This is a genomic window from Pedobacter sp. SYSU D00535 (assembly GCF_017355855.1).
Classification (GTDB): domain Bacteria; phylum Bacteroidota; class Bacteroidia; order Sphingobacteriales; family Sphingobacteriaceae; genus Desertivirga.
Genome location: NZ_JAFEWD010000003.1, coordinates 524,960 through 548,419 on the forward strand (window position 1 = coordinate 524,960; position 23,460 = coordinate 548,419).

Genomic DNA, 23,460 nt, shown 5'->3' on the forward strand with positions numbered 1-23,460 from the left:
AAACTCGAAAAATGAAGAAGATCGCATACTTATTTTTTGTACTTGTAACAGCTTCTCAAGCTTTATTTGCTGCGGTTAATTTCAATGTGAAGGATTTTGGAGCGAAGGGTAACGGCGAAACTCTGGACACCGAGGCGATAAACAAAGCGATTGAGGCAGCTGCAAAGCAGGGAGGCGGAACGGTATACTTTCCGGCGGGTACGTATCTCAGCTACTCCATCAGGTTAAAGAGCAATATCTCTTTGTATATCGACCAGGGGGCGACAATTTTAGCAGCGACTCCAACGGGAGATGTGGGCTATGATGCTCCCGAGACCGGTGCGGGAAACAAGTTTCAGGACTTTGGCCACAGTCATTGGCATAACAGCTTGATCTGGGGGGAGAATCTCGAGAACATATCAATTCTGGGTCCGGGTACCATTTTTGGGAAGGGCCTTACAAGAGAAGGGCCGCACCGTGCTCCCATCGGCAATAAGGCAATAGCTTTAAAACTTTGCAAAAACGTCATCCTGAAAGATTTTACCATTCTCTACGGAGGGCATTTCGGGATTCTGGCTACCGGCGTCGATAATTTCACGATCGATAATCTGAAGATGGACACCAATCGCGATGGGATGGATATCGACTGTTGCCGCAATGTGCGGATATCCAATTGCACGATTAATTCGCCCTGGGACGATGCTATTTGTTTGAAAAGCTCTTATGCCCTTGGCTACGCACGCGCAACTGAAAATGTAACAATCACCAATTGCCAGGTGACCGGCTATGACAGAGGAACCTTTATTAACGGCACTTATCAAAGAAATGAGGCTAAATTAGTTCCCGATAAGGAAGGGCCTACCGGACGTATTAAATTCGGAACCGAATCGAACGGAGGCTTTAAAAATATCACGATCTCCAACTGTGTCTTTGAGTTTTGCCGGGGACTGGCTTTAGAGACAGTAGACGGAGGTTTGCTGGAAGATATCACCATCACAAACATCACCATGCGGGACATTGTCAATTCCCCCATCTTTTTGCGCCTTGGCGGCAGAATGAGAGGGCCGGAAGGGGTTCCTGTTGGGAAACTTCGCCGCGTAATAATCAGCAACCTGATGGTCTACAATGCCGACTCTCATTTTTCCTCACTCATCAGCGGCATACCCGGTCATGATATCGAGGATGTAAAACTTAATAATATTCGCATCTATTACCGTCCGATAGACTCGGCAGAATCCAAGATCCAAAAGATAGTTCCTGAACATGAAAAAGCTTATCCGGAGCCGGAGAAATTTGGAGTTCTGCCTGCATACGGGTTTTTTATCCGCCATGCGAGAAATTTTGAAATGAATAACGTGGAGGTAAGCTTTCTGGGCAAGGAAACGCGTCCCGCTTTCATTCTTGACGACGTAAAAAATATTGAGATGCGTAATGTAGAGGCGCAGAAAGCACCGGGAGCTCCACTGTTTCAGCTAAAAAACGTGGAGAACTTTAGCATTTCGGATAGCAAGTCGACGAAGGATAGAGCATTGAAAACTGTCAAAGAAAAGAGTTTTTAAATAGGCTGTTACGGTCATCCTCGGGTGTAGTAGCTAATAATCATAAAGCCAGTTATGGAATTAAAAGGGATTTTTTTATCGGCACTCATAGCAATACTACCAGTCATCCTTCGGGGCCAGCCTGTTATAGAAACAGGCTCACAGAAGCCCATGCCGCGTGAGTGGATTGATAAAGATACGGGGCATAAAATTGTTCGGCTTTCAAACATCGAGGGAAGCAACGCCAGCTTTTATTTTCACAATAATCCCTTTATCGGGAATAGGATGATCTTTTACAATACGATGGATAGTATCAGGCGCCAGCTGTACACCGTCGATCTGAAGACGCTGAAAACAGAGCGGCTCACCAATCATTCATCGCGGATAGGAGCGGAAATCGTTGATGCAAAGAGGGGAGAGGTGTATTACCAGGCAGGCGATAGCGTGTTTGCCACCAATAGCAAGAGCAAAAAAACGCGGCTGGTATTTGTCTTTCCTCCGGATTTCAAGGCTACAGTATCCACTTTAAACTCAGATGGTACTATCCTGGCAGGGCGGTACAGTGATGGTACCCGTGAGCGGGAAATACTGCAGCAGTACCCCGAAAAAAGTCAGTTTTTCAATCGCATATATGAGGCGAAAATCCCGAACACCTTGTTCACCGTCAATACCCAAACGGGGGAACTGAAAAGGATCCACCAGGAGAACACCTGGCTGGGGCACGTTCAGTTTTCACCTGCAGATCCGAACCTGCTGATGTTCTGTCAGGAAGGCCCCTGGCACAAAGTCGATAGAATCTGGACGATCAATCTGGCTAGCGGAGAGGTGAAGAAAAGACACACCCGTACGATGGACCAGGAGATTGCTGGCCATGAATTTTTTTCGCCCGATGGAAAGGTGATCTGGTTCGACCACCAAATGCCCAAAAGCGTGAATTTCTATTTAACCGGTGTAGATGTCAATACGGGTGAGGTGAAAAAGTATTCGCTCACCAGGAACGAGTGGTCAATACATTTCAATATTTCTCATGATCAGCAGTTATTTGCCGGGGATGGAGGGGATCCGGGACAGGTAGCCAAAGCGGAGGATGGCAGGTGGATTTATTTGTTCCGGCCAAAAGGAGAGAAGTTGGAGTCGGAGAAACTGGTGAACATGAAAGCGCATGGTTTTAAGTTGGAGCCTAACGTTCATTTTTCGCCCGATGATAAGTGGGTGATCTTTCGAGCTAATTTTGAAGGAAAGAGCCAGGTATATGCGGTGGAGATAGCAAAAAGTACGGGGCGGAATTAAGGGGGTGTTGTACCACAAGATCCTTTCGCAGGTTAAGAATGATTTAAATAGCTGGCAATACCGAGCCTAAGTGTGGAATTATTTTTCTCTAGAATAAAATGAAAAAAAGCTTTATCAAAGCAAGTTTACTGGGAGCAATACTGGCAGCACACACCTTTGTGTCTGCACAAACAAAGCCGCAATGGCCGGAGATCACCAAAGAAAACAAACCCTGGTCGCGCTGGTGGTGGCAGGGAAGTGCGGTGAATGAGAAGGACCTAAGCTGGATGCTGGACGAATACAAGAAGGCGGGCTTAGGGGGATTGGAGATTACCACTATTTACGGCGTGAAAGGCGCCGAAAATCAATTTATAGATTTTGTCTCTCCAAAATGGATGGAGATGCTTAAACATACACTGAAAGAAGGAAACCGTCTTGGGCTGGGTATCGATATGGCGCAGGCATCGGGCTGGCCTTTTGGAGGGCCCTGGGTAAGTGATGAGGATGCCAGCAAATACGTTACCTACAAAACGTACACGCTTAAAGGCGGAGAGAAGTTAAAAGAGTCTGTTCAGTTTCAGCAGGCAGTTATAAACCGGGCTGTTGGAGAGCGCCTGGACATTACAAAGATAAAAGAGCCTTTTGCCACTACTCCCAACCTGCAATTGCATGCCTTCGATCAGGTCCGCTTCCCAAAGATGTTGCCTTTGCAGGCCCTAATGGCTTATTCCGATAAAGGGCAGGTGATAGAGCTGACAGGAAAGGTTGCCAAGAATGGGACGCTTAACTGGACCGCCCCGGCAGGGAACTGGAACCTGTACGCAGTTTTTCAGGGCTGGCATGGGAAAATGGTAGAACGTGCGGGTCCGGGCGGCGAAGGTTACGCCATTGATCACTTCTCAAAGGCGGCGAGCACGAATTTCCTTAAATATTTCGATCAGGCCTTTAAGGGACATGATATTTCGGGGCTCCGGGCTTTTTTTAATGATTCCTACGAAGTAGATGATGCCCAGGGGGAAGCCAACTGGACGCCACGTTTCTTTGAGGAGTTTCAGGCAAGGCGGGGTTATGACTTAAGGACGCAATTACCAGCGTTATTCGGAAAGGATGCGGAGGAGAAAAATAAAAGGGTCTTGACGGATTACCGCGAAACCGTTTCGGATTTGCTGCTGGAAAATTATACGCAAACCTGGCACGACTGGGCAAAGGCTCGTGGTGCTTTGATCAGGAATCAGGCGCACGGTTCTCCAGCCAACATCCTGGATCTATATGCTGCCACCGATATTCCGGAAATAGAGGGGACAGACATCATGCGCATCAAATTTGCCTCCTCTGCGGCGAATGTAACAGGCAAACCGCTTACCGCATCAGAATCAGCAACCTGGGAAAATGAGCATTTCCTTTCCAAACTAAGTGATGTTAAGAAAGCGATGGATCTGTTCCTGTTAGGCGGTGTAAACCACACCTTCTATCACGGAACCAACTATACCCCTCAAAATGAGCCTTTCCCCGGATGGCTGTTTTATGCGGCCGTACATTTTACTCCTCACAACCCTTTCTGGGATGATTTCAAGAAACTGAACTCCTACGTTGCACGAGTCCAGTCGTTTATGCAAAGAGGTAAGCCGAACAACGACGTATTGCTTTATCTTCCAATCTACGATTCGTACTCGAAGGCCGGACGATCACTCCTGCAACATTACGACGGGATCGATCACGGATTTAAGGGATCGAGCCTGGAGGAAAGCGCACATGCTTTACAGAAAAAAGGCTATAGCTTCGACTTTATCTCTGACAGGCAGATCTATAACACTGCTCTGGAAAACAACCAGATCAAAACAGGCGGAGTGTTGTATAAGACGATTGTCGTTCCTCAAACACAGTTCATGCCGCTGTCAACGCTTCAAAAGCTGGCTGACCTGGCAAGGAGCGGCGCAACTGTCATCTTTTATAAAAATACGCCAACAACGGTTCCCGGACTTGGCAATTTCTATGAGCAGCGCGTGTCCGACTTTAAGCACGTACTGGGGCAGATGCGTTTTTCAGCTACAGAAGCCGCGGGGATCCAAATGGCTGCTTTGGGAAAAGGAACTGTACTGGTGGTGGATGATTTGGATAAGGGACTCGCATTTGGCAAAGTGGAGCGTGAAAAAATGGTAGACCAGGGATTGCAGGTGATCCGCAGGAAGCATGACAAGGGATCGTACTACTTTCTTGTAAACTCCAGTGATAAAGCCATTAAGGGCTGGGTGCCGGTACAATCGCCCGCTGCCTCTGTTGCAATTTTCAATCCCATGACCGGCAAAGCCGGTTATGCTGCTCTTCGTAAGGGGGATCAAAATGGCACGGAAGTCTACCTGGAACTTGCATCGGCTGAAGGGCTGATCCTGGAAACTTCTATGGATGTAATCCAGGGAGCTAAATATCCATACATGGAAGCAGCCGGAGCCGCACAGCCAGTTAAAGGCGATTGGAATATCGCTTTTGTCAAGGGAGGCCCGACTTTACCAAAAGCTGTGAAGACTGCTAGCCTTACCTCATGGACTGACTTTTCGGTGGAAGGCCTGAAGGATTTCTCAGGCACCGCGGCTTATTCTATCTCATTTAAGAAGCCAAAAGGGAAAGCGGAAAGTTGGCTGCTGGATCTGGGTGAAGTACAGGAGAGTGCCACGGTGACCCTGAACGGAACTAATATCGGCACTGTCATCGGGCCTGTTTATCGATTGGAAGTTCCTACAACACTCCTGAAAAAGAAGAACACTTTGGAAGTGAAAGTTTCTAATTCCATGGCAAATCATATCAGTTACCTGGATAAGAAGGGCGTTAACTGGAAGAAGTTCTACAATACAAACATGCCTGCAAGACTGGCGGTAAACCGCGGAGCTGACGGGCTATTTACTGCAGCTAAATGGGAACCGAGAAAATCGGGCTTAATAGGGCCTGTTACCCTTACTCCTTTAAAAACAATAAATCCAGAATAGAAATTGATGAGATTGCGTGTGAATCTGTTGTTGACTATCGGTTGTGCGTTTGTTCTGGGTATTGCTGCAGTTCAGCCGGTGCTCGCACAATCGATCCAGGTCTCCGAGGTACGATCAGCAAACGCTTTTCCGCTTGTTGAAAATAGTAAGGGAACAGCAATTACCTACGACCCCGCTGATGCCACCGTTGTTCGCATTGCTGCAGAGGCACTGGCAGCAGATATTCAACAAGTGACTGGGGTAAAGCCGCTTGTAGGGACGCAGACACCGGGAGGGCTGACGATTTTGGTAGGGACACTGGGTCGGTCAAAAGTTGTTGATGATTTGGCGGCAAAAGGAAAGATTGAAGCTGCTAAAATTCTCGCGGCCGAAACTTTTCTCATCCAGAAAGTGGACTTTCCTGAGCCAGGAAATTCAAGCGCATTGGTCATTGCCGGTCGTGATCCACGTGGAACAGCTTTTGGTGTTTTTGAGTTATCTAAACTTATTGGTGTTCACCCCTTTAGCTGGTGGGCTGACATTCACCCGAACCCTCGTAAATCGCTTTATATTTCCGGCTCTCATGTGGCGAAAGCGCCCTCTGTAAAATACCGTGGCATCTTCCTGAACGATGAAGATTGGGGACTACAACCTTGGGCAGCAAAAACCTTTGAACCGGAAACGGGAGATATCGGTCCCAAGACCTATGGCAAGATATTCGAACTCTTATTACGCTTAAAGGCCAATTTGATCTGGCCCGCCATGCACCCCAGCACGAAGGCCTTTTTTCATTATCCCGGCAACCAAAAGGTAGCCGAAGATTATGCCATCATTATCGGTACTTCGCATGCAGAGCCAATGCTGCGCAACAACGTGGACGAGTGGGATAAACAGAAGATGGGCGCGTTTAATTATCTCACCAACAAATCCACAATCACAAAATATTGGGAGGACCGGATAAAGCAAAGTGCTAACGTCAACGCCATGTACACGCTGGGCATGAGAGGTGTACACGATAGCGGCATGGAAGGTGTTAAAAGCGCTAAAGAGGCGCTGCCCTTGCTTGAGCAGATTATCGGCGAACAGCGCAGCATGCTGAGCAAAAATCTAAAGAAGCCGGTAACAGAAATTCCTCAGGCATTTACAGCTTACAAAGAAGTGCTCGAGATTTACGATCTCGGTTTGAAGCTTCCTGAAGACGTGACCCTTGTCTGGCCTGATGATAATTATGGCTATATCCACCGTCTCAACAATAAAGCAGAGATGCAACGATCTGGCGGCTCGGGCGTGTATTACCACGCTTCTTACTGGGGCCGGCCGCATGACTATCTCTGGCTGAGTTCTACGCATCCGGCACTGATCAGAGAGGAGATGATGAAGGCCTACGTTAACAAGTCGGATAAATTGTGGGTGTTGAATGTAGGGGATATCAAACCCCTGGAGTACAATATTCATATGTTTATGGACATGGCCTGGAACGCCGAACCCTTTATGGATCCGGCGTATGCTAAAACGCATCTTGCAGACTGGAACAAAGAAGTGTTTGGAGCCCGGTTTGCTACCAGGATTACGGACATTATGTGGAAGTATTACGACCTGGCTTTTGAAAGACGTCCGGAATTTATGGGCTGGAGCCAGACCGAACCTACGACACAAACCAGCTATTCAGAGTATAATCATTTCTATTTTGGGGATGAAGGGCAGCGTCGGATAGATGCCTATACGAAACTAGAGAAAGAGGTGAAGCAGTTGCAAATTGCAGTTGCGCCCGAAGATGCGGATGCGTTCTATCAATTGGTTTACTACCCGGTAGTGGGCGCTTCTCTGATGAATAGAAAGTTTCTTTACCGGGACAAAAGCAATCTCTACGCGAGACAAAACAGGTTGAGTGCCGAAGATTACGCAAGGATGAGTAAAGAAGCGTATGAGAGCATCAAAAAAGAAACATACTTCTACAACAATCAGCTGGCAGACGGGAAATGGAAGCATATGATGTCGATGGAACCCCGGGCGCTTCCGGTGTATAAAGAACCGGTGTTGCCCGAAATTACCATCGACCGTTCGCAGCTGTGGGGACTGTTGCCAGAGGGACTAGAATTGGCACCTACTTCAGGTAAAATGTCTTTGCCGATGTTCAATCGCTACACGCAAAAGAAATACTTTGTGGATATTTTCCTGAGTGATGACAAGCCCTTGAAATGGAAAGCACAGCCGTCCCAAAAGTGGATCAAACTTTCTGAGAGCGAGGGTACTTTGAACGGAGCTAATAAAGAAAATCGGATATGGGTAAGTGTTGATTGGGAGAAGGCCCCGGCCCGGCAGCAGCTGAGCGGACATGTGATGTTTTCTGCTGCAGGAAAAAAGATGCACCTGGAAGTAAAGGCGCTCGCCCCTTCAGCTCCGGACTTAGCTACTTTTAATGGTCACCTGGAGGATAACGGCCGGGTTTCGATCGCTGCGGCTAGTTTTAGCCGGAAAAAAGGCGTCGAAAACAAGGAGTGGAAACTGGTGGATGGATTGGGGCACATGGGCACTGCTTTAATGGCAAGTCCGCTCGAAGAGATTTCGGTTCCAGAAACCGGGGACTACGAGCAGGTGAAAGCGAGTTTACCGGTCGTAGAATACGATTTTTATACCTTCACCGACACTGTCGCTGAACTTAAAGTCTTCAGTCTTCCTACGCATCCTCTTAACGACAGATACCAGATGAGTTATCTTGTTTCTGTGGATGATCGCCCGGCGACTCTTCTAAACTTTAAAACCCTAGGACGCAGTCAGGAGTGGAAGCAAAACGTGTTGCGGAATGCCGCTATCCGCACAATTAAACTCGGACAGCTGGCAAAAGGTAAACACACCTTGAAAATTTACATGGTAGATCCGGGAGTGATTTTAGACAGGATGGAGATCAATCTAGGCAATCCCTATCAACCCTACAGTGCGGTAGCAGAAACAAAACACAGAAAGTAGATGAAAAGACGGATAGAGGTACTTTTGGTTTTAGCGTTGCTGCTGGGGGCAGCCGGCGGCACATCAGCTCAGCAAAAAAAGGGGAAGCTGGCAGATAAACCCTTATTTCGTGATCCCATTTTTGATGGAGCTGCTGATCCTGTGGTTATCTGGAGCAAGAAGGAAAAAAAGTGGTTCATGTTTTACACTAACCGGCGGGCAAAGGCTGAAGGGCTGGACGGGGTGACCTGGGTGCATGGAACCCGGATCGGCATTGCTGAGTCCACAGACGGGGGAGCCACCTGGAAATATCGGGACACCGCCAATATCAATTACCGCCCGACACCTGATTATACACATTGGGCACCCGACGTTTTTGAGCATAATGGCTTGTACCACATGTACCTTACCTATGTTCCCGGAGTCTTTACCACTTGGAACCACCCACGAAATATTCTCCATCTGACCAGTAAGGATTTGTTAAACTGGGAGTATAAGTCGACGCTGAAGCTGATCAATGATAAAGTGATCGATGCTACTGTGTTTCAATTGTCTGACGGTATCTGGCGAATGTGGTATAACAACGAACGCGACGGGAAATCCATTTACTACGCCGACAGTAAGGACCTGGAAAACTGGGAACTGAAAGGGAAGGCCGTAGGAGACAGAGGCGGCGAGGGACCGAAAGTCTTCAGATGGAAAGGGAAGTTCTGGATGCTGGTGGACAACTGGGCGGGCATGGGCTTGTATCATTCGGAAGATTTTACCAACTGGACGAAGCAGCCTAACCGGATTCTGGAGCAGCCAGGCAAAGGTCCCGAGGATCAGGCGATAGGTGGGCATGCCGATGTAGTGGTAAGCGACGATAGGGCGTTTGTCTTTTACTTCACGCATCCGGGAAGGGTGAAGAAACCCTTTGCAGACTCTGAGGAGACTCGCAGAAGTTTGATCCAGGTGGTGGAGTTAGAATTGCAAGACGGAAACGTAATAGCGGACAGAGATAAGCCGGTATATATTAAGCTAGGGAAGAAGGCGATTAATAGAAGAAAGTGAAGCAACTGGCCCTGCGATCGGATGACTATAACAAAGCGCTCCATCGCCATCCGACCGCTAAAAAGATAGCACAACAAGTCGTCGGATGAAACTGCTAACGCAGCCTGATTCGTCCGATCGCATTAAATAAATACAAGGTAGATAAACTATAAATTATGAATTTGAAAAAGGGAGTTCTTACGCTGGGAATGTCGATAGCGACACTTACCGGTGTCTTTGCTCAAAGCACTACGACGAAGGAGGTTCAATACCTTTCCGGAAAAGATGCCAACAATACTGTTACCTGGGATTTTTGGGCAACAGGAGGAAGAAATAGCGGATTCTGGAGTAATATCGAGGTTCCCTCACACTGGGAACAGCAGGGCTTTGGTGGCTATAACTACGGACGCGATTATGTAACCTACGGTAAAAACTTCCGCTTTGAAGATGAGAAGGGTTTGTACAAGAAAGCCTTTACCGTACCCGATGCTTGGAGAGGAAAGGACATCTACATTGTTTTCGAGGGCTCGATGACAGATACCGAAGTGAAGATCAACGGTAAGTCGGCGGGACCGATCCATCAAGGGTCTTTTTATCGTTTCAAGTATAACATCAGCGACAAGATAAAATTTGGGCAGTTCAACTTACTGGAAGCCACCGTCAGCAAGATGTCGGCAGACGCCTCCGTGAATAATGCGGAGCGTCTGGCTGATTACTGGATCTTCGGCGGGATCTTCCGCCCTGTATATCTGGAAGCGCTTCCAAAAGAACATATTGATTGGACGGCTATCGATGCAAAGGCAAACGGCTCCTTTAACATGAACGTCTATCTCAAAAATGCGCAGGCAGGAAGAGATGTGGTAGCAGAAATTGTGGATGCCAGGGGAACAGTGGTTGGAACGGCTACCGCTAAAACAGCAGGCGCAGATTCGCTGGTAAATCTAAAGACGAACATTAAAAAGCCAGCGCTTTGGACGGCTGAAACTCCAAATCTGTACACTGTTCGCGTGTCCATTCGCAACAACGGAAATACGGTGTATCAAACTTCAGATAAGTTCGGGTTCAGAACCATCGAGGTGAGGAAGCAGGATGGCATCTATGTGAACGGTACCAAAGTAAAGATGAAAGGGGTGAACCGCCACGTTTGGTGGCCGGAGACAGGTCGGGCAACCAATCCCAAAGCCGATCTGATGGATGCCAAACTTATCAAGGAGATGAATATGAACGCTGTTCGTTGCTCGCACTATCCTCCGGATAAGTACTTCCTTCAGCTTTGCGACTCGCTGGGTATTTATGTACTGGATGAATTGGCCGGCTGGCAGAAAGCCTATAGCACCAAGGCAGGGACACCGCTGGTGCGGGAAATGGTTATTCGTGATGTCAACCATCCTTCTATTATTCTTTGGAGTAACGGGAATGAAGGTGGACATAACAAGGAGCTGGTAGACGATTACGCTAAATACGATCTCTCCAACCGTACAGTAATCCATGCTCATCACCGTCCGGGAAATGCCATCAACGGGATCGATGGTAATCACTACGAGGATTACTACAGTACACAAAAGATTCTGGCAGATACAAACATCTATATGCCAACGGAATTCCTGCACGCGCAGGATGACGGCGGTGCTGCCTCTGGCCTTGCTGATTTCTGGGAGCTGCATTGGAACTCGAAAAAAGGGGCCGGTGGTTTTATATGGGATTTAGCAGACGAGGGCCTTGTAAGAACAGATCAGAACAATATTATCGATGTGAATGGAGTAAACGCTCCTGACGGCATCGTGGGTCCACACCGCGAAAAAGAAGGCAGCTATTATGCGATCCGCGAAATCTACTCGCCGGTAAGAATTACGATGAAAAAGCTTCCGGCTAACTTCAAGGGAGAAATTCCGGTAGAAAACCGCTATCACTTTACCAATTTGAATCAGCTTACTTATAAATACGAACTGATTAACTTCAACAAGAAGGAGTCGTACGCGGGTGGCTATACTTCTGCGGTCAAAGGAAATATTAAAGCTCCTAATGTAGCTCCTGTGGCCAAAGGTAACCTGAAAATTAATTTACCTGACGACTGGAAAAACTACGATGCCTTAACGTTAACCGCTGTAGATCCCCATGGCAATGAGGTGTATACCTGGAGCTGGAAGGTGAAAGACAATGCTGCGTTGATAGCACCGTTAATGGCTTCTAAAGAGACTGAGGCGGTGACGGTTACAGAGGCCGACACCTTAGTGACAATGAAAGCGAACGGAATTGCAGTGACGTTTAACAAGCGTAATGGTATGCTCAGCAGTCTTGCCAACGATGCAAGTATGGCACTTTCCTTTGGAAATGGACCGGTTCTGGTTAGCGGCAACGCCACTTTCAACGGACTGAAGCATTTCAAAGAGGGCAACAGCCACGTAGTGGAGGCCTCTTACACAGGAGATATGAAAGCTGTTCGCTGGAAAATGAACCCCAGTGGCTGGCTGGAGATGACTTACGAGTATACTCTTAACGGAGATTATCAATTTACTGGGATTAGCTTTAACTACCCTGAAAACTTTGTTCTGGGTGCAAAATGGTTAGGCAAAGGACCAAGCCGTGTTTGGAAGAACCGCCTGCAGGGAACGAGCTATAATGTATGGCAAAACAGGAATAACAATACACACACGGGAAATGCTCCGTGGATCTACCCAGAGTTTAAAGGTTACTTCGCAGACATTACTTGGATCGAGATGAACACGGTTCAGGGAAAGTTTACGGTGGCCACGCCGGATGAAGATATGTTTGTTCGCCTGTTTGATTTTTATGGATTGAGCGGTGCCAAACCTCATCCGGATCTTCCCGTTGGTAATATTTCGTTCCTTGACAGAATTCCACCAATCGGAACGAAGCTGGCCTTGAATATTAGTCCGAATTCACGCGTGCTTGGACCGCAAAGCGAGCTAAACCACGTGAACGGTGCAACAAAACGCACGCTTTACTTCTACTTCGGTATTCCGAAGCCGGAAGCAGAGAATCGCCAGTTCACGATGCCTAAAGAGAATATCCTGACGGATTAAAAGAACTTAAGCAAAAAGGAAGGGAGCCCGAGAAATGGGCTCCTTTTTTGTTAACGGCGTTTCTGAGATGAAAATGGCTTGCTTCATTCAGCATGACGCTTTGAAGTTGCGGTTGTCGTTTTGAGGCTCTGTCGTTCGGTATTCTATAAACGTTGCTGGTCTTCATTTGCCTTTTCTTTCTTCGTCATCCTGAACTGGTTTCAGGATCTCTTGAGTTATTGTTTTCTTGCAAGCCAACAGATGCTGAAATAAATTCAACATGACGATTGAAGTTGCGGTTGTGGTTTTTGTGGCTCTTTCGTTCAGCGTTCTATATACGCTTATCTTCGCCTGCCTTTTCTTCCTTCGTCATCCTGAAATTTACCCTGCACTTGTTTTAGGGCGAGTTTCAGGATCTCTTGAACTATTTTTTCTTGCAACCTCAAGAGATGCTGAAATAAATTCAGCATGACGTTTTGAAGTAGCGGTTGTGGTCCTTCAATCGCTTTCATCCTATAAATAGAAGCTCAATTGCTTATCTTTTCCTACTGCTTCTTTCTTCGTCATCCTGGAATTTACCCTGAACTTGTTTCAGGGCGAGTTTCAGGATCTCTTGAACGTCTTTCTCTTAGCCATACCAGATCAAATCTCGTCGAACAAATCTCTCATCTCTGGATTAAATGAGCGGATGAGGTTTAGCTTCCATTCTCGGTGCCAATTTTTTAGCTGTTTCTCTCTTTCAATAGCATGAGTGATGTCCCCGATAACTTCGTAGTACACCAGGTATTTACATTTATATTTCTTGCTGAAGACAGAACCTTGGCCTTCTCTATGCTGATAGATTCCTTCGCGTAAGTCGCTGGTCACCCCGACATAAAGAATAGTACGCTGGATATTTGAGACGATGTAAACGTATCCGCCTTTGTGCATTAGGTTTAGTTTTACCTATAAAACTAATAATTTCCCGAGGTCTTCCTTTGAAGTAGTCGTGGTTTTTTCTGGGCTGTATCGTTTTGGGCTTTATAAACGCTGCTGGTCTTCATTTGCCCTTCCTTCCTTCGTCATCCTGGAATTTCCTGCACTTGTTTCATGGCTGGTTTCAGGATCTCTTGAATTATTTTTTTCTTGCAATCTCAAGAGATGCTGAAATAAATTCAGCATGACGCTTTGAAGTTGCGGTTGTCGTTTTGAGGCTCTGTCGTTCAGTGTTCTATAAACGTTGCTGGTCTTCATTTGCCTTTTCTTTCTTCGTCATCCTGAACTGGTTTCAGGATCTCTTGAGTTACTGTTTTCTTGCAAGCTCAAGAGATGCTGAAATAAATTCAGCATGACGCTTTGATGTAGCGGTTGTGTTTTCGCAGCTCTGTCTTTTGCGGTTTTATAAAAGTTGTTGGTCTTCGCCTGCCTTTTCTTTCTCGTCATCCTGGAATTTACCCTGCACTTGTTTCAGGGCGAGTTTCAGGATCTCTTGAACTATTTTTTCTTGCAACCTCAAGAGATGCTGAAATAAATTCAGCATGACGCTTTGAAGTTGCAGTTTTAGCTTTTCGTGGCTCTGTCGTTCAGTGTTCTATAAACGTAATCAATGATTCGTAACTAGAAATTTACCACAGAACATACTTGTACAGGATAGTCTAAACCTCTTTTTTTATTAATCTTGAAATCTTATAACCAAGGTAATAAACTGTCTCTCTATGCATGGAAAGGTGCAAGCTGCGCAGCCGGCTGATTTATTTCTTCGCCCACGAAGAAATACACGAATAATCCAATTAAGTAAACCACTTTTTGTGATTTTGTTGCTCTTGCAGTGCTCGGTCTTTTCAATACATGCCGCAGACCCTAGTTGGGCCTCAAAAGTGGGAGTAAAGAAAATCAAGGTAAAAAAGCACGTGTTTAGCGTAAATGAATTTGGTGCAGTGAATGATGGAAAAACGATTAACACGGCAGCCATCCAAAAAGCAATAGACGCCTGTGCAGCCAAGGGGGGAGGAACAGTAGTCTTTTCCCCGGGCCAATACTTGACAGGTTCAATATTCGTGAAAAAAAATGTGTTCCTGCAGATCGATAAAGGTGTCGAACTACTGGGCAGCCAGGATTTAAAAGACTATCCGGATATCGATACGCGGGTGGCAGGCATCGAAATGAAATGGCCGGCAGCTCTGATCAATATTATCGGGCAGAAAAACGCAGGGGTATTGGGAGATGGGGTGGTAAATGCACAAGGAAAGCCTTTCTGGGACGCCTACTGGGCGCTAAGAAAAGCCTACGAACCAAAGAAACTTCGCTGGATAGTTGATTACGACGCCAAGCGCCCCAGAACCTTACTGGTAGCAGATTGTGAGAACGTGCTGGTGAAAGGGCTGACACTGCAGCAAGCCGGATTCTGGACCGTTCACGTGCTATACTCCAAATACATCACGGTGGATGGAGTCACCATCCAGAATAACATTGGGGGCCATGGACCAAGTACGGATGGCATCGACATCGACTCCTCTTCCTGGGTGTTGGTGCAAAATTCAGATATCGACTGTAACGACGACAACTTCTGCATCAAGTCGGGTCGTGACTGGGATGGTCTCCGCGTGAACCGTCCTGCCGAATACATCGTCATTCGCGACTGTGTTTCCCGCAAAGGAGGAGGCCTCATTACTTTCGGAAGTGAAACTTCGGGTGGGATGAAGCATATTCTCGCCAAAAACCTAAAAGCAAACGGCACGGGAGTAGGTATTCGTTTTAAGTCGGCCAAAAACCGCGGCGGGACTGTAGAGGATATTTACATCGATAATATTCAAATGACCGAGGTGGGGACAGCTTTGGAAATTACTCCAAACTGGAATCCATCTTATAGCTATTCTGCTTTACCTGCAGGTTACGACATCAATACAGTACCGGAACACTGGAAAAAAATGCTTCAGCCGGTAGCTCCCGAAAAAGGTATACCCACCTTCAAAGATGTCTTTATCTCCAACATCAAGGCTGACAACGCGCGTAGAGCAATTTTTGCCGACGGTCTGGATGAGAAACCCTTGAAAAACTTCAACCTGGCAAACGTCAGTATCATCGCAAACAATGCCGGATCTATTAAAAACGCAAAAGACTGGGCGTTCAAAAATGTTAACATCACTGCAAAAGACAATAGTAAAATCACAGTAACAGCATCGGAAGGAGTAAACCCTTAAAACCAGCGTATGAAAACAATCAGAACGTATATAAGATATGCCGCAGTGGCGGCTTTAGCCTTTACTAGCTCTCAGTCGCTTCAGGCTCAGCAACTGGCCTTCCCCGGTGCAGAAGGATTTGGACGCTTTGCCAGCGGAGGAAGAGGCGGAACAGTCTACCATGTCACCAACCTAAACGATTCCGGACCCGGTTCCTTTCGGGATGCCGTAAGTCAGCCGAACAGAATTGTTGTTTTTGATGTCGGAGGAATCATTAAAGCGCAAAGTCGCATCATGGTGGCGCCGCATATTACGATTGCAGGTCAGACTGCCCCGGGAGACGGAGTAACAATTTACGGTAACCGGCTTTCCTTTTCAAAAGCGGATCATACCATCGCCCGCTATCTACGGGTAAGGATGGGCGTTACTGGTGAAAAAGGCCAGGATGCCATTACTATTTCCGAAGGATCGAACATGATTTTTGATCATGTCTCCGTATCCTGGGGAAGGGATGAAACCTTCTCCGTGAGTGGGAAGGTTTCCGACGTGACGATTCAAAATTCCATCATCGCCGAAGGGCTGCATTCTCATTCCGCCGGGGGACTTATTCAAACAACTGGCGGCATTAGTTTGCTGCGCAACCTGTACGTCAATAATCACACCCGCAATCCGAAGGTAAAGGGTAAGAATCAATTCATCAACAACGTAGTGTACAACTGGCGGGTTGGCGCCTATATTCTTGGCGACTCACAGAGTGCATCCTATGCCAATGTGGTGAATAACTATTTTATTGACGGGCCTCAAACCAGCGCTGCGCCTTTCACCCGGGGAAATATGAACTTCCACATCTTTGCCGCGGCAAACTATCACGACTCGAATAAAAACGGTAAGTTGGACGGAGCAGAAATCCCACGGGAAAAATATACCGTAGTAGACTGGCAGTCAAAGGAGTTCGACTATCCAAAAGTAATGCTGAGGAGTCCGTCCGCTGCTTATGACTATGTGTTGAAACATGCGGGAGCATCGTTAAAGCGCGATCAGATAGATAAACGCCTGGTAGCGACGGTAGCCTCGTTAGGAAAAGAGGGAAAGATCATCAGCTCTGAAGAAGAAAATCCCGAGAAGGGTCCGGGAGAACTTAAAGCAGGCAAAGCCAAAAAGGATACAGACGGCGATGGAATGCCCGACGACTGGGAGAAAAAGAAGGGCTTGGATCCAAAAAAGGTAGACGCCAACGGAGATGCGGATAATAATGGCTATACGAACATCGAGGAATATTTAAACGAGCTTGCAGGGATAGATTAAAATAAAAGGGTATGAAGCGAAGAGAGTTTATATCAGGCGCGCTGGTCTTGTCGGCCGCTGTGATGCTTCCCGATTGGGTGAAGGCAACTGTGCACCTGGAGGGGCATCCCTTGTCCGACTTCGTCAAAAAATTGAAGCCGGTGGGCCGCGTTCTCGAAACGGAAGGATACTATGTCTGGTGTAACAGCCCTATCCAAGCTCCCGACAGAAAGATCCACGTTTTTTACTCCCGCTGGCCCTCAAAAAAAGGGATGGGGGGATGGATTAACAGTTCAGAAATTGCGCATGCTGTAGCTGATCGACCCGAAGGCCCCTATACTTATCTGGAAACAGTACTGGCTCCCCGAGGGCTCGGTTTCTGGGATGCTACTACCTGCCATAATCCTCATATCCAGTACGTGGACGGGAAATACTGTCTTTTCTACATGGGGAATTCCAACGGAAAAACCAATACCAAAAGGATAGGCCTTGCCATTGCTGATTCCCTGAGCGGCCCCTGGAAACGACCAGACGAGCCCCTCCTGCAACCGGGTTCTGAGGGCGCCTGGGACGATCATTGTACCACTAACCCTGCCTTCGTAAAAAACAAGGGGAAGTACTGGCTATACTACAAATCCTGGAACAATAACGACTATTATAATTCGCCGGACCCCGCCATTAGGGGAAATAGAAAATACGGGCTGGCAGTGGCCGACAAGCTGGAAGGTCCCTATGTCCGTGTTTCGGAGAAGCCGGTGATTGACTTTTCGGGGAAGGGCGGAAACCGACAGTTCGAAGATGCCTTTGTCTGGCATGAAAAGGGGAAGTTCAAACTGCTTGCCCGCGATATGGGGGTCTACAATCACGAGGTGGGACTTTACCTCGAATCAAAAGACGGAATGAAATGGACCGAGCCGACAATTGCTTATCACCCGCTGAAAGAGTATGCTGCTGAGCCTCCCGCTCCGCCTCACCTTAAACGGTACGGCCGCCTGGAGCGTCCGCAACTCCTTTTTATCAAGGGGAAACCCGCTTATCTTTTTACTACAGCTCAGGGTGGACGCTATATGACGGCATCATCCTTTGTTCTTAAAATTGATTAATCAACACAATACAAAATGCTACTTAGACGAAATCAAATTTTAGTATTCTTTCTGCTGGTTTCCCTTTTGGGGATTTATTCCTGCGCGACTAACAAAGCCAGGGTATGGAACACCACGGCCGAACCCGAGAAGGAAATGGCGAAGCTGCGTCAACAGATTAGAGCCCCTGAGTTTAAAAAACAAGACTTTTTAATTACTAATTTCGGAGCGGTAGGCGATGGAAAAACGAAGAATACCGAAGCTTTCCGGAAGGCGATCGAGGCTTGTAATAAAAATGGTGGCGGCCGGGTGGTAGTGCCAACCGGGACTTTCCTGACAGGTGCCATCTATCTCAAAAGTAACGTGAACCTGCACATGGTGGATAGTGCAAAGATCCTGTTCAGTCGGGATCCGGCAGATTACCCCATCGTCTTTACCCGCTGGGAGGGCATGGAGCTGATGAACTATTCCTCATTTATCTATGCTTACGGTGAGAAAAATATCGCCATTACCGGAAACGGAGTGCTGGACGGAAACGCCAACAACGAATATTGGTGGTGGTGGTGCGGAGCTAAAAAGTTCGGTTGGGAACCAGGAAAGCCGCGTCAAACCGAGGCCCGCAATAAGCTGCACGAGCAAAACCACGAGCAGAGTGATCCACGGAAGCGAGTTTATGGCGATGGGCATTACCTCCGTCCCAACTTCATCCAGCCTTACAATTGCAAAAACGTTCTGATCTCGGGTGTGAAGATGATCAATTCACCGATGTGGAACATCAATCCGGTACTTTGTGAAAACGTGATCGTGGAGAAAGTGAAGATCATCTCGCACGGACCCAATAATGACGGCTGTGATCCGGAATCATGTACCAATGTGCTGATCAAAGACTGCTACTTCGATACAGGCGACGATTGTATTGCCATTAAATCCGGTCGTGATGAAGATGGGCGCCGCATAGGAAAGCCAGCAGCAAATCACATCATTGAGGGTTGCGAGATGCGCGATGGCCATGGCGGTGTAGTGATCGGCAGCGAGATTTCAGGAGGAGCGGTCAATATTTACGCCATCAATAACACCATGGACAGTCCTAACCTGGACAGAGCCCTGCGCATCAAAACCAGTTCATCAAGAGGAGGGATCATCCAGAACGTATTTATGAAAGATACCAAAGTGGGGACCTACAAAGAGGCGGCTATCAAATTCAACATGTTTTATGAAAAGCCGGGCAACTTTATTCCGACGATCCGGAACATCTGGGTGGAGAATATGGAGGTGGAAAAAGGAGGCAAATACGGTTTGCTGTCCGCGGCCTATAAAAGTTCCCCGGTTCAGAATGTAAGATTGATTAACGTGAACATTAAAGGGGTGGAGATTCCGATGAAGGTGGACTATATCAAAAACCTCCAGTTTGAGAATGTAAGGATCAACGGTGCTCCTGCAGTTGTTCCCGATACTTTGAAGAACTAGTGCTATGACCTTGATTTGTAAGACAGCCCTTCAATTATCCGGCGTTTTTGGTCTGGCCCTTGCATTGGTGCTTAACCCGGGCGACAGCCAGGCTCAGCAGCAGCGACCCTGGCATGGAAAAGAACGGCAGATACACTACCGCCCGGACGGTGAAGACTTTGTCCTGGCCAATGGAAAGAAACGATTTAACAGAGCCCTTTACGGGACGAATACCGGCTTTCGTGTAGAAACGGGAGATCTTCCTGAATTTGCACTGTACCTCCCGGGCATGGGCGGGAATTTGAAGTTTGGGATTATTTCCGGTGATCAGAGCCGCTGGATCATCGATGCAAAACAGATCGAAACGAGATACCGCCCCGGATCCATGCTATATAAAATTAAGGATCCCATCCTGGGAAATGGAACCCTCCACCTCACAGTACTTGCGCAAGCCGATGCAGAGGGGGTGATTATTAAAGCAAATTTTGAAGGAGTTAAAACCGGAACGGAACTTTTTTGGGCCTTTGGTGGCGCAACTGGCAGGAAGTTTTCCCGGGAAGGAGATATAGGAGCCGACCCGGAGTCGTCCTTCTATCTCAAACCCGAGTACTGTCGGGATAACGTCTATCAGCTGAATAAAAACGCTTTTCAACTCAGCTTTGGTTTTGGGAAGGCGCTCTCGGAACAGGAGCGCCAGCTGATTTTGCAGTCGCCAGCCAAAGCAAAGGAAAGCGGGATTGCTATCGAGAAGCAGAAATCATTAGCAGGCGTATTCCCTGTAGCGTCGGTGTTGCGACTATCAGACGCAGAAGCTCAAAGTAGTCCTTTGGTTCTTGCTTCCGCGAAAGCAGGAGCAGCGCCTTTGCTGACCGGACATCTGAAGCAGGTGCAGAATAAAGACTTGTATTTTGCCATTCAGAATCCCGCTTCAGCTAAACCGTTGTCCTATACGCAGCTGGCTTCTGTTTTTACCAAAGCGGAAGAAGCCAGACAAAAGCTGGCGTCGAGAGTGAAGGTAACGACCCCCGATCCTTTCATCAATACGCTGGGCGGTGCACTTGCCGTCGCCGCTGATGGTATTTGGGAAGATCCTACCTTTTTGCATGGCGCTGTTGCCTGGCGCATGCGCTTGAATGCCTGGAGGGGAGCCTATATCGCTGATCCGCTGGGCTGGCACGACCGGGCGCAGCGACACTTCAAAAGTTATGCTAACTCGCAGGTGATTTCGCCCGAGACAGCTCCTGTCGTGATGGACACAGCTTTGCATCTGGCCCGTCATATTGAGAAGATGGGGACTTCCGTTTTCAGCAGCGGCTACATATCGAGGAACCCCAATGATAATACGCGCCCTCACCACTACGACATGAACCTCGTGTTCTTCGATCAGATGCTTACTCATTTCCAGTGGACAGGCGACGAGCGCTTCATCCGGGAAATGTGGCCGGTAATCAAAAGACATCTGGCCTGGGAGAAAAGAAACTTTGATCGGAATAACGACGGTTTGTACGATGCTTATGCCGCTATCTGGGCCAGTGATGCGTTGCAGTACAGCGGTGGGGGGGTAACGCACACTTCCTCCTACAATTACCGCTCGAACAAGATTGCAGCTCAGTTGGCTAAGATCGTTGGTGAAGATCCGCGTCCTTACGAGCAGGAAGCCGAGAAAATCTTGAAGGCCATCAACTCTGTTCTCTGGATGCCTCAGCTGGGCTGGTATGCCGAGTATAAAGATCTGCTGGGACACCAGCTGCTCCATCCTGCCGCAGGTTTATGGACAGTTTACCACGCCATAGACTCAGAGGTGCCCGATCCGTTCCAGGCTTACCAGGCGCTGCGGTACGTGGATACGCAGATCCCGCATATTCCTATTCAGGCTACTGGCCTCCCGAATAAAAATTATTACACGCTTTCTACTACCAACTGGCAGCCGTACGACTGGTCGATCAATAACGTAGCACTAGGAGAGGTGCTGCATACCGCGCTTGCTTACTGGCAGGGCGGCCGTCCCGAAGAGGCGTATAAACTGTGGGAAAGTATTTTGGTGGAAAGCATGTACCTGAGTTCCAGCCCGGGTGGGTTTGAGCAGCTTTCCTTCTACGATGCTATTAGGGGAGAGCTTTACCGCGATTTCGCCGATCCGATAGGCGTAGCAGGCCGAACACTGGTAGAAGGCCTTTTTGGAATCAAACCTAACGCGCTTAATGACACACTCACCATTCAGCCGGGCTTCCCTGCTGCCTGGAACTCCGCGTCTTTGAATGTTCCGGATATCGCTTTCGATTTTAAGCGCCAGGGTAGCAAAGACAGCTATACGATTCGTCCCTCTTTACCCCGGGCGATGAATTTAAAGTTCCTGGTGGCCGCAAAGAGCGACCGGGTAAAATCGGTGACTATCAACGGATCGAAGGTGAGTTGGAAGAACAAGGGAGGAGCATTGGAAATGCCACTATTGGAAGTAGCGGCAGGCAAAGCCGATAGCTACCGGATCGAGATTGAGTGGGATGGTCAGGCCATAGAATCCGCCGCACCACAGGAAGTTATCGAGCGGGCAGCACTGAAACCGCAATTTGCAAGGGCAAAGGTACAGGAGCTATTCAATCCTTATCAAAAAGGAGCGAATGAGCAGCTGAGCTTTGTGGGAGAAGGACATAAGACGGTATTTTACAAACTTCAGCAAGGTGATTTTGAATGGTGGGAGCCCGTGAATTATCAGGTGCTAAAGCCCGTAGAGATCCTGGCCGAACAGGAGCAAACTGGGCCGGTACTGACCGTCTCTTTAAAAAACCGGAATAATGAAATACGCGGCAAGCTGACTGTTAATGCAGGGAAGAAAGCCTTCACTCAGGAGCTGAAGCTGGCGCCGAACGAAAGCCGGCAGTTAGAAATCCCTGTCAGGTACGTGTCTTCGGGAACCAATGTGATCAGGTTCGAATATGCAGATGGGGCAGTGGAGGAGAGGATCACGAACTGGACAGTGGAACCTTCTGAAAAGACGAAATTTGAGCAGGTAGACTTGCGACCGGCATTTAACGATGCCGTAACCAACATCTTCAAAAATAAATACTTGTCGCCGCGGCCCGAGGGCCCTACGCTGCAGCTGCCGTGGCAGGGCATCGGTAACTGGTGCTATCCTCTAACCGATGCAAATATTGACGATTCGGGATTGAGGAAGCTGGCGTCCGGGAGGAATGTCATCAGCTTACCGAACGGCGTGGCTTTGTCAACTCCATCTGCCGCCGGCGCTAAAAACATCATTTTTACTTCGCAATGGGATAATTATCCCGATGCAGTCAGGATACCACTGAAAGGGAAATCTTCACATGCTTATATGATGCTGGCGGGCTCTACCAATCCGATGCAGTCTCGTCTTGACAACGGTGAGATCATCATTTATTATAAGGACGGAAGCTCCGAACGTCTGGCACTCCGGAACCCCGAGACCTGGTGGCCGATTGAACAGGACTATTTTACGGATGGCTATGCCTTCACGACCGGAGCACCTAAGCCGTATCGGGTGTACCTGAAATCGGGAGAAATAAGCCGGACTTTTAAAAATTTCACGAGCATCAAGGGATACTCTAACTTTGCTATTGACGGCGGCGCTGCTACTATTTTGGATCTGCCCCTCAATCCTGACAAAGAATTGAAAGAATTGCAGCTGAAGACCCTTGCGAATGATGTGGTGATCGGCTTGATGAGCTTGACCCTGCAGAGAAAGTAATAAAAGGAAGGCTTTGAATAAA

14 protein-coding genes are annotated in these 23,460 nt (G+C 47.9%); 11 read left to right on the top strand and 3 right to left on the bottom strand.

Annotation, left to right across the window (positions count from 1 at the left end):
• The first annotated feature begins 11 nt into the window (after nucleotides 1-11).
• The 6 genes from J4N23_RS10295 to J4N23_RS10320 all read left to right on the top strand — a co-directional run bounded on the left by J4N23_RS10295 (nucleotide 12) and on the right by J4N23_RS10320 (nucleotide 12,768).
• Nucleotides 12-1,538 (top strand): glycoside hydrolase family 28 protein, encoded by a 1,527-nt coding sequence (locus tag J4N23_RS10295; RefSeq protein ID WP_207427015.1) that lies wholly within the window; start codon nucleotides 12-14, stop codon nucleotides 1,536-1,538.
• Between the two features lie 54 nt (nucleotides 1,539-1,592).
• Nucleotides 1,593-2,807 carry an oligogalacturonate lyase family protein gene (locus tag J4N23_RS10300; protein WP_207427017.1) on the top strand — a complete coding sequence of 405 codons (1,215 nt, stop codon included), beginning with the start codon at nucleotides 1,593-1,595 and terminating at the stop codon, nucleotides 2,805-2,807.
• A gap of 98 nt (nucleotides 2,808-2,905) precedes the next feature.
• Nucleotides 2,906-5,767, top strand: coding sequence for a glycosyl hydrolase (locus J4N23_RS10305; RefSeq protein ID WP_207427018.1), 2,862 nt, complete (start codon nucleotides 2,906-2,908; stop codon nucleotides 5,765-5,767).
• A gap of 6 nt (nucleotides 5,768-5,773) precedes the next feature.
• Nucleotides 5,774-8,713 (top strand): glycosyl hydrolase 115 family protein, encoded by a 2,940-nt coding sequence (locus J4N23_RS10310; RefSeq protein ID WP_207427019.1) that lies wholly within the window; start codon nucleotides 5,774-5,776, stop codon nucleotides 8,711-8,713.
• Complete coding sequence (locus J4N23_RS10315) at nucleotides 8,714-9,745, top strand: family 43 glycosylhydrolase (protein WP_207427020.1); 1,032 nt, start codon at nucleotides 8,714-8,716, stop codon at nucleotides 9,743-9,745.
• 155 nt (nucleotides 9,746-9,900) lie between these two features.
• The gene (locus J4N23_RS10320; RefSeq protein WP_207427021.1) at nucleotides 9,901-12,768 is read left to right on the top strand and encodes a glycoside hydrolase family 2 protein; all 2,868 of its coding nucleotides are present in this window, start codon (nucleotides 9,901-9,903) and stop codon (nucleotides 12,766-12,768) included.
• Between the two features lie 320 nt (nucleotides 12,769-13,088).
• On the opposite strand, the gene J4N23_RS10325 is transcribed toward J4N23_RS10320, so the two are convergent.
• The 3 genes from J4N23_RS10325 to J4N23_RS10335 form a co-directional block, all read right to left on the bottom strand.
• Nucleotides 13,089-13,259: a hypothetical protein gene (locus J4N23_RS10325; RefSeq protein ID WP_207427023.1), complete on the bottom strand. Its 171-nt coding sequence runs from the start codon at nucleotides 13,257-13,259 to the stop codon at nucleotides 13,089-13,091.
• Nucleotides 13,260-13,389: 130 nt separating this feature from the next.
• Nucleotides 13,390-13,677, bottom strand: coding sequence for a GIY-YIG nuclease family protein (locus tag J4N23_RS10330; protein WP_207427025.1), 288 nt, complete (start codon nucleotides 13,675-13,677; stop codon nucleotides 13,390-13,392).
• A 448-nt stretch (nucleotides 13,678-14,125) separates the two neighbouring features.
• Entirely contained in the window at nucleotides 14,126-14,266 is a 141-nt protein-coding gene (locus J4N23_RS10335; RefSeq protein ID WP_207427027.1) for a hypothetical protein, read from the bottom strand.
• 337 nt (nucleotides 14,267-14,603) lie between these two features.
• Here J4N23_RS10335 and J4N23_RS10340 point away from each other — a divergent pair, with 337 nt between their 5' ends.
• Genes J4N23_RS10340 through J4N23_RS10360 form a run of 5 tightly spaced genes read left to right on the top strand, consistent with a single transcriptional unit; the run spans nucleotide 14,604 to nucleotide 23,438 of the window.
• Entirely contained in the window at nucleotides 14,604-15,926 is a 1,323-nt protein-coding gene (locus J4N23_RS10340; protein ID WP_370527258.1) for a glycoside hydrolase family 28 protein, read from the top strand.
• Nucleotides 15,927-15,935: 9 nt separating this feature from the next.
• On the top strand, nucleotides 15,936-17,210 hold the full coding sequence (locus tag J4N23_RS10345) for a polysaccharide lyase family 1 protein (RefSeq protein ID WP_207427031.1): 1,275 nt from the start codon (nucleotides 15,936-15,938) through the stop codon (nucleotides 17,208-17,210).
• 11 nt (nucleotides 17,211-17,221) lie between these two features.
• Nucleotides 17,222-18,292 carry a glycoside hydrolase family protein gene (locus J4N23_RS10350; RefSeq protein ID WP_207427033.1) on the top strand — a complete coding sequence of 357 codons (1,071 nt, stop codon included), beginning with the start codon at nucleotides 17,222-17,224 and terminating at the stop codon, nucleotides 18,290-18,292.
• A 15-nt stretch (nucleotides 18,293-18,307) separates the two neighbouring features.
• Complete coding sequence (locus J4N23_RS10355) at nucleotides 18,308-19,738, top strand: glycoside hydrolase family 28 protein (RefSeq protein ID WP_207427035.1); 1,431 nt, start codon at nucleotides 18,308-18,310, stop codon at nucleotides 19,736-19,738.
• A gap of 4 nt (nucleotides 19,739-19,742) precedes the next feature.
• A complete protein-coding gene (locus J4N23_RS10360) occupies nucleotides 19,743-23,438 on the top strand; it encodes a DUF4450 domain-containing protein (protein ID WP_207427037.1) in 3,696 nt (1,231 codons plus the stop codon).
• Nucleotides 23,439-23,460: the final 22 nt, after the last annotated feature.

Coding starts and splice junctions, on each gene's coding strand:
- J4N23_RS10295 (WP_207427015.1), top strand. CDS start 12: ATGAAGAAGATCGCATACTTATTTTTTGTACTTGTAACAGCTTCTCAA.
- J4N23_RS10300 (WP_207427017.1), top strand. CDS start 1,593: ATGGAATTAAAAGGGATTTTTTTATCGGCACTCATAGCAATACTACCA.
- J4N23_RS10305 (WP_207427018.1), top strand. CDS start 2,906: ATGAAAAAAAGCTTTATCAAAGCAAGTTTACTGGGAGCAATACTGGCA.
- J4N23_RS10310 (WP_207427019.1), top strand. CDS start 5,774: ATGAGATTGCGTGTGAATCTGTTGTTGACTATCGGTTGTGCGTTTGTT.
- J4N23_RS10315 (WP_207427020.1), top strand. CDS start 8,714: ATGAAAAGACGGATAGAGGTACTTTTGGTTTTAGCGTTGCTGCTGGGG.
- J4N23_RS10320 (WP_207427021.1), top strand. CDS start 9,901: ATGAATTTGAAAAAGGGAGTTCTTACGCTGGGAATGTCGATAGCGACA.
- J4N23_RS10325 (WP_207427023.1), bottom strand. CDS start 13,259: ATGAAAGCGATTGAAGGACCACAACCGCTACTTCAAAACGTCATGCTG.
- J4N23_RS10330 (WP_207427025.1), bottom strand. CDS start 13,677: ATGCACAAAGGCGGATACGTTTACATCGTCTCAAATATCCAGCGTACT.
- J4N23_RS10335 (WP_207427027.1), bottom strand. CDS start 14,266: ATGCTGAATTTATTTCAGCATCTCTTGAGGTTGCAAGAAAAAATAGTT.
- J4N23_RS10345 (WP_207427031.1), top strand. CDS start 15,936: ATGAAAACAATCAGAACGTATATAAGATATGCCGCAGTGGCGGCTTTA.
- J4N23_RS10350 (WP_207427033.1), top strand. CDS start 17,222: ATGAAGCGAAGAGAGTTTATATCAGGCGCGCTGGTCTTGTCGGCCGCT.
- J4N23_RS10355 (WP_207427035.1), top strand. CDS start 18,308: ATGCTACTTAGACGAAATCAAATTTTAGTATTCTTTCTGCTGGTTTCC.
- J4N23_RS10360 (WP_207427037.1), top strand. CDS start 19,743: ATGACCTTGATTTGTAAGACAGCCCTTCAATTATCCGGCGTTTTTGGT.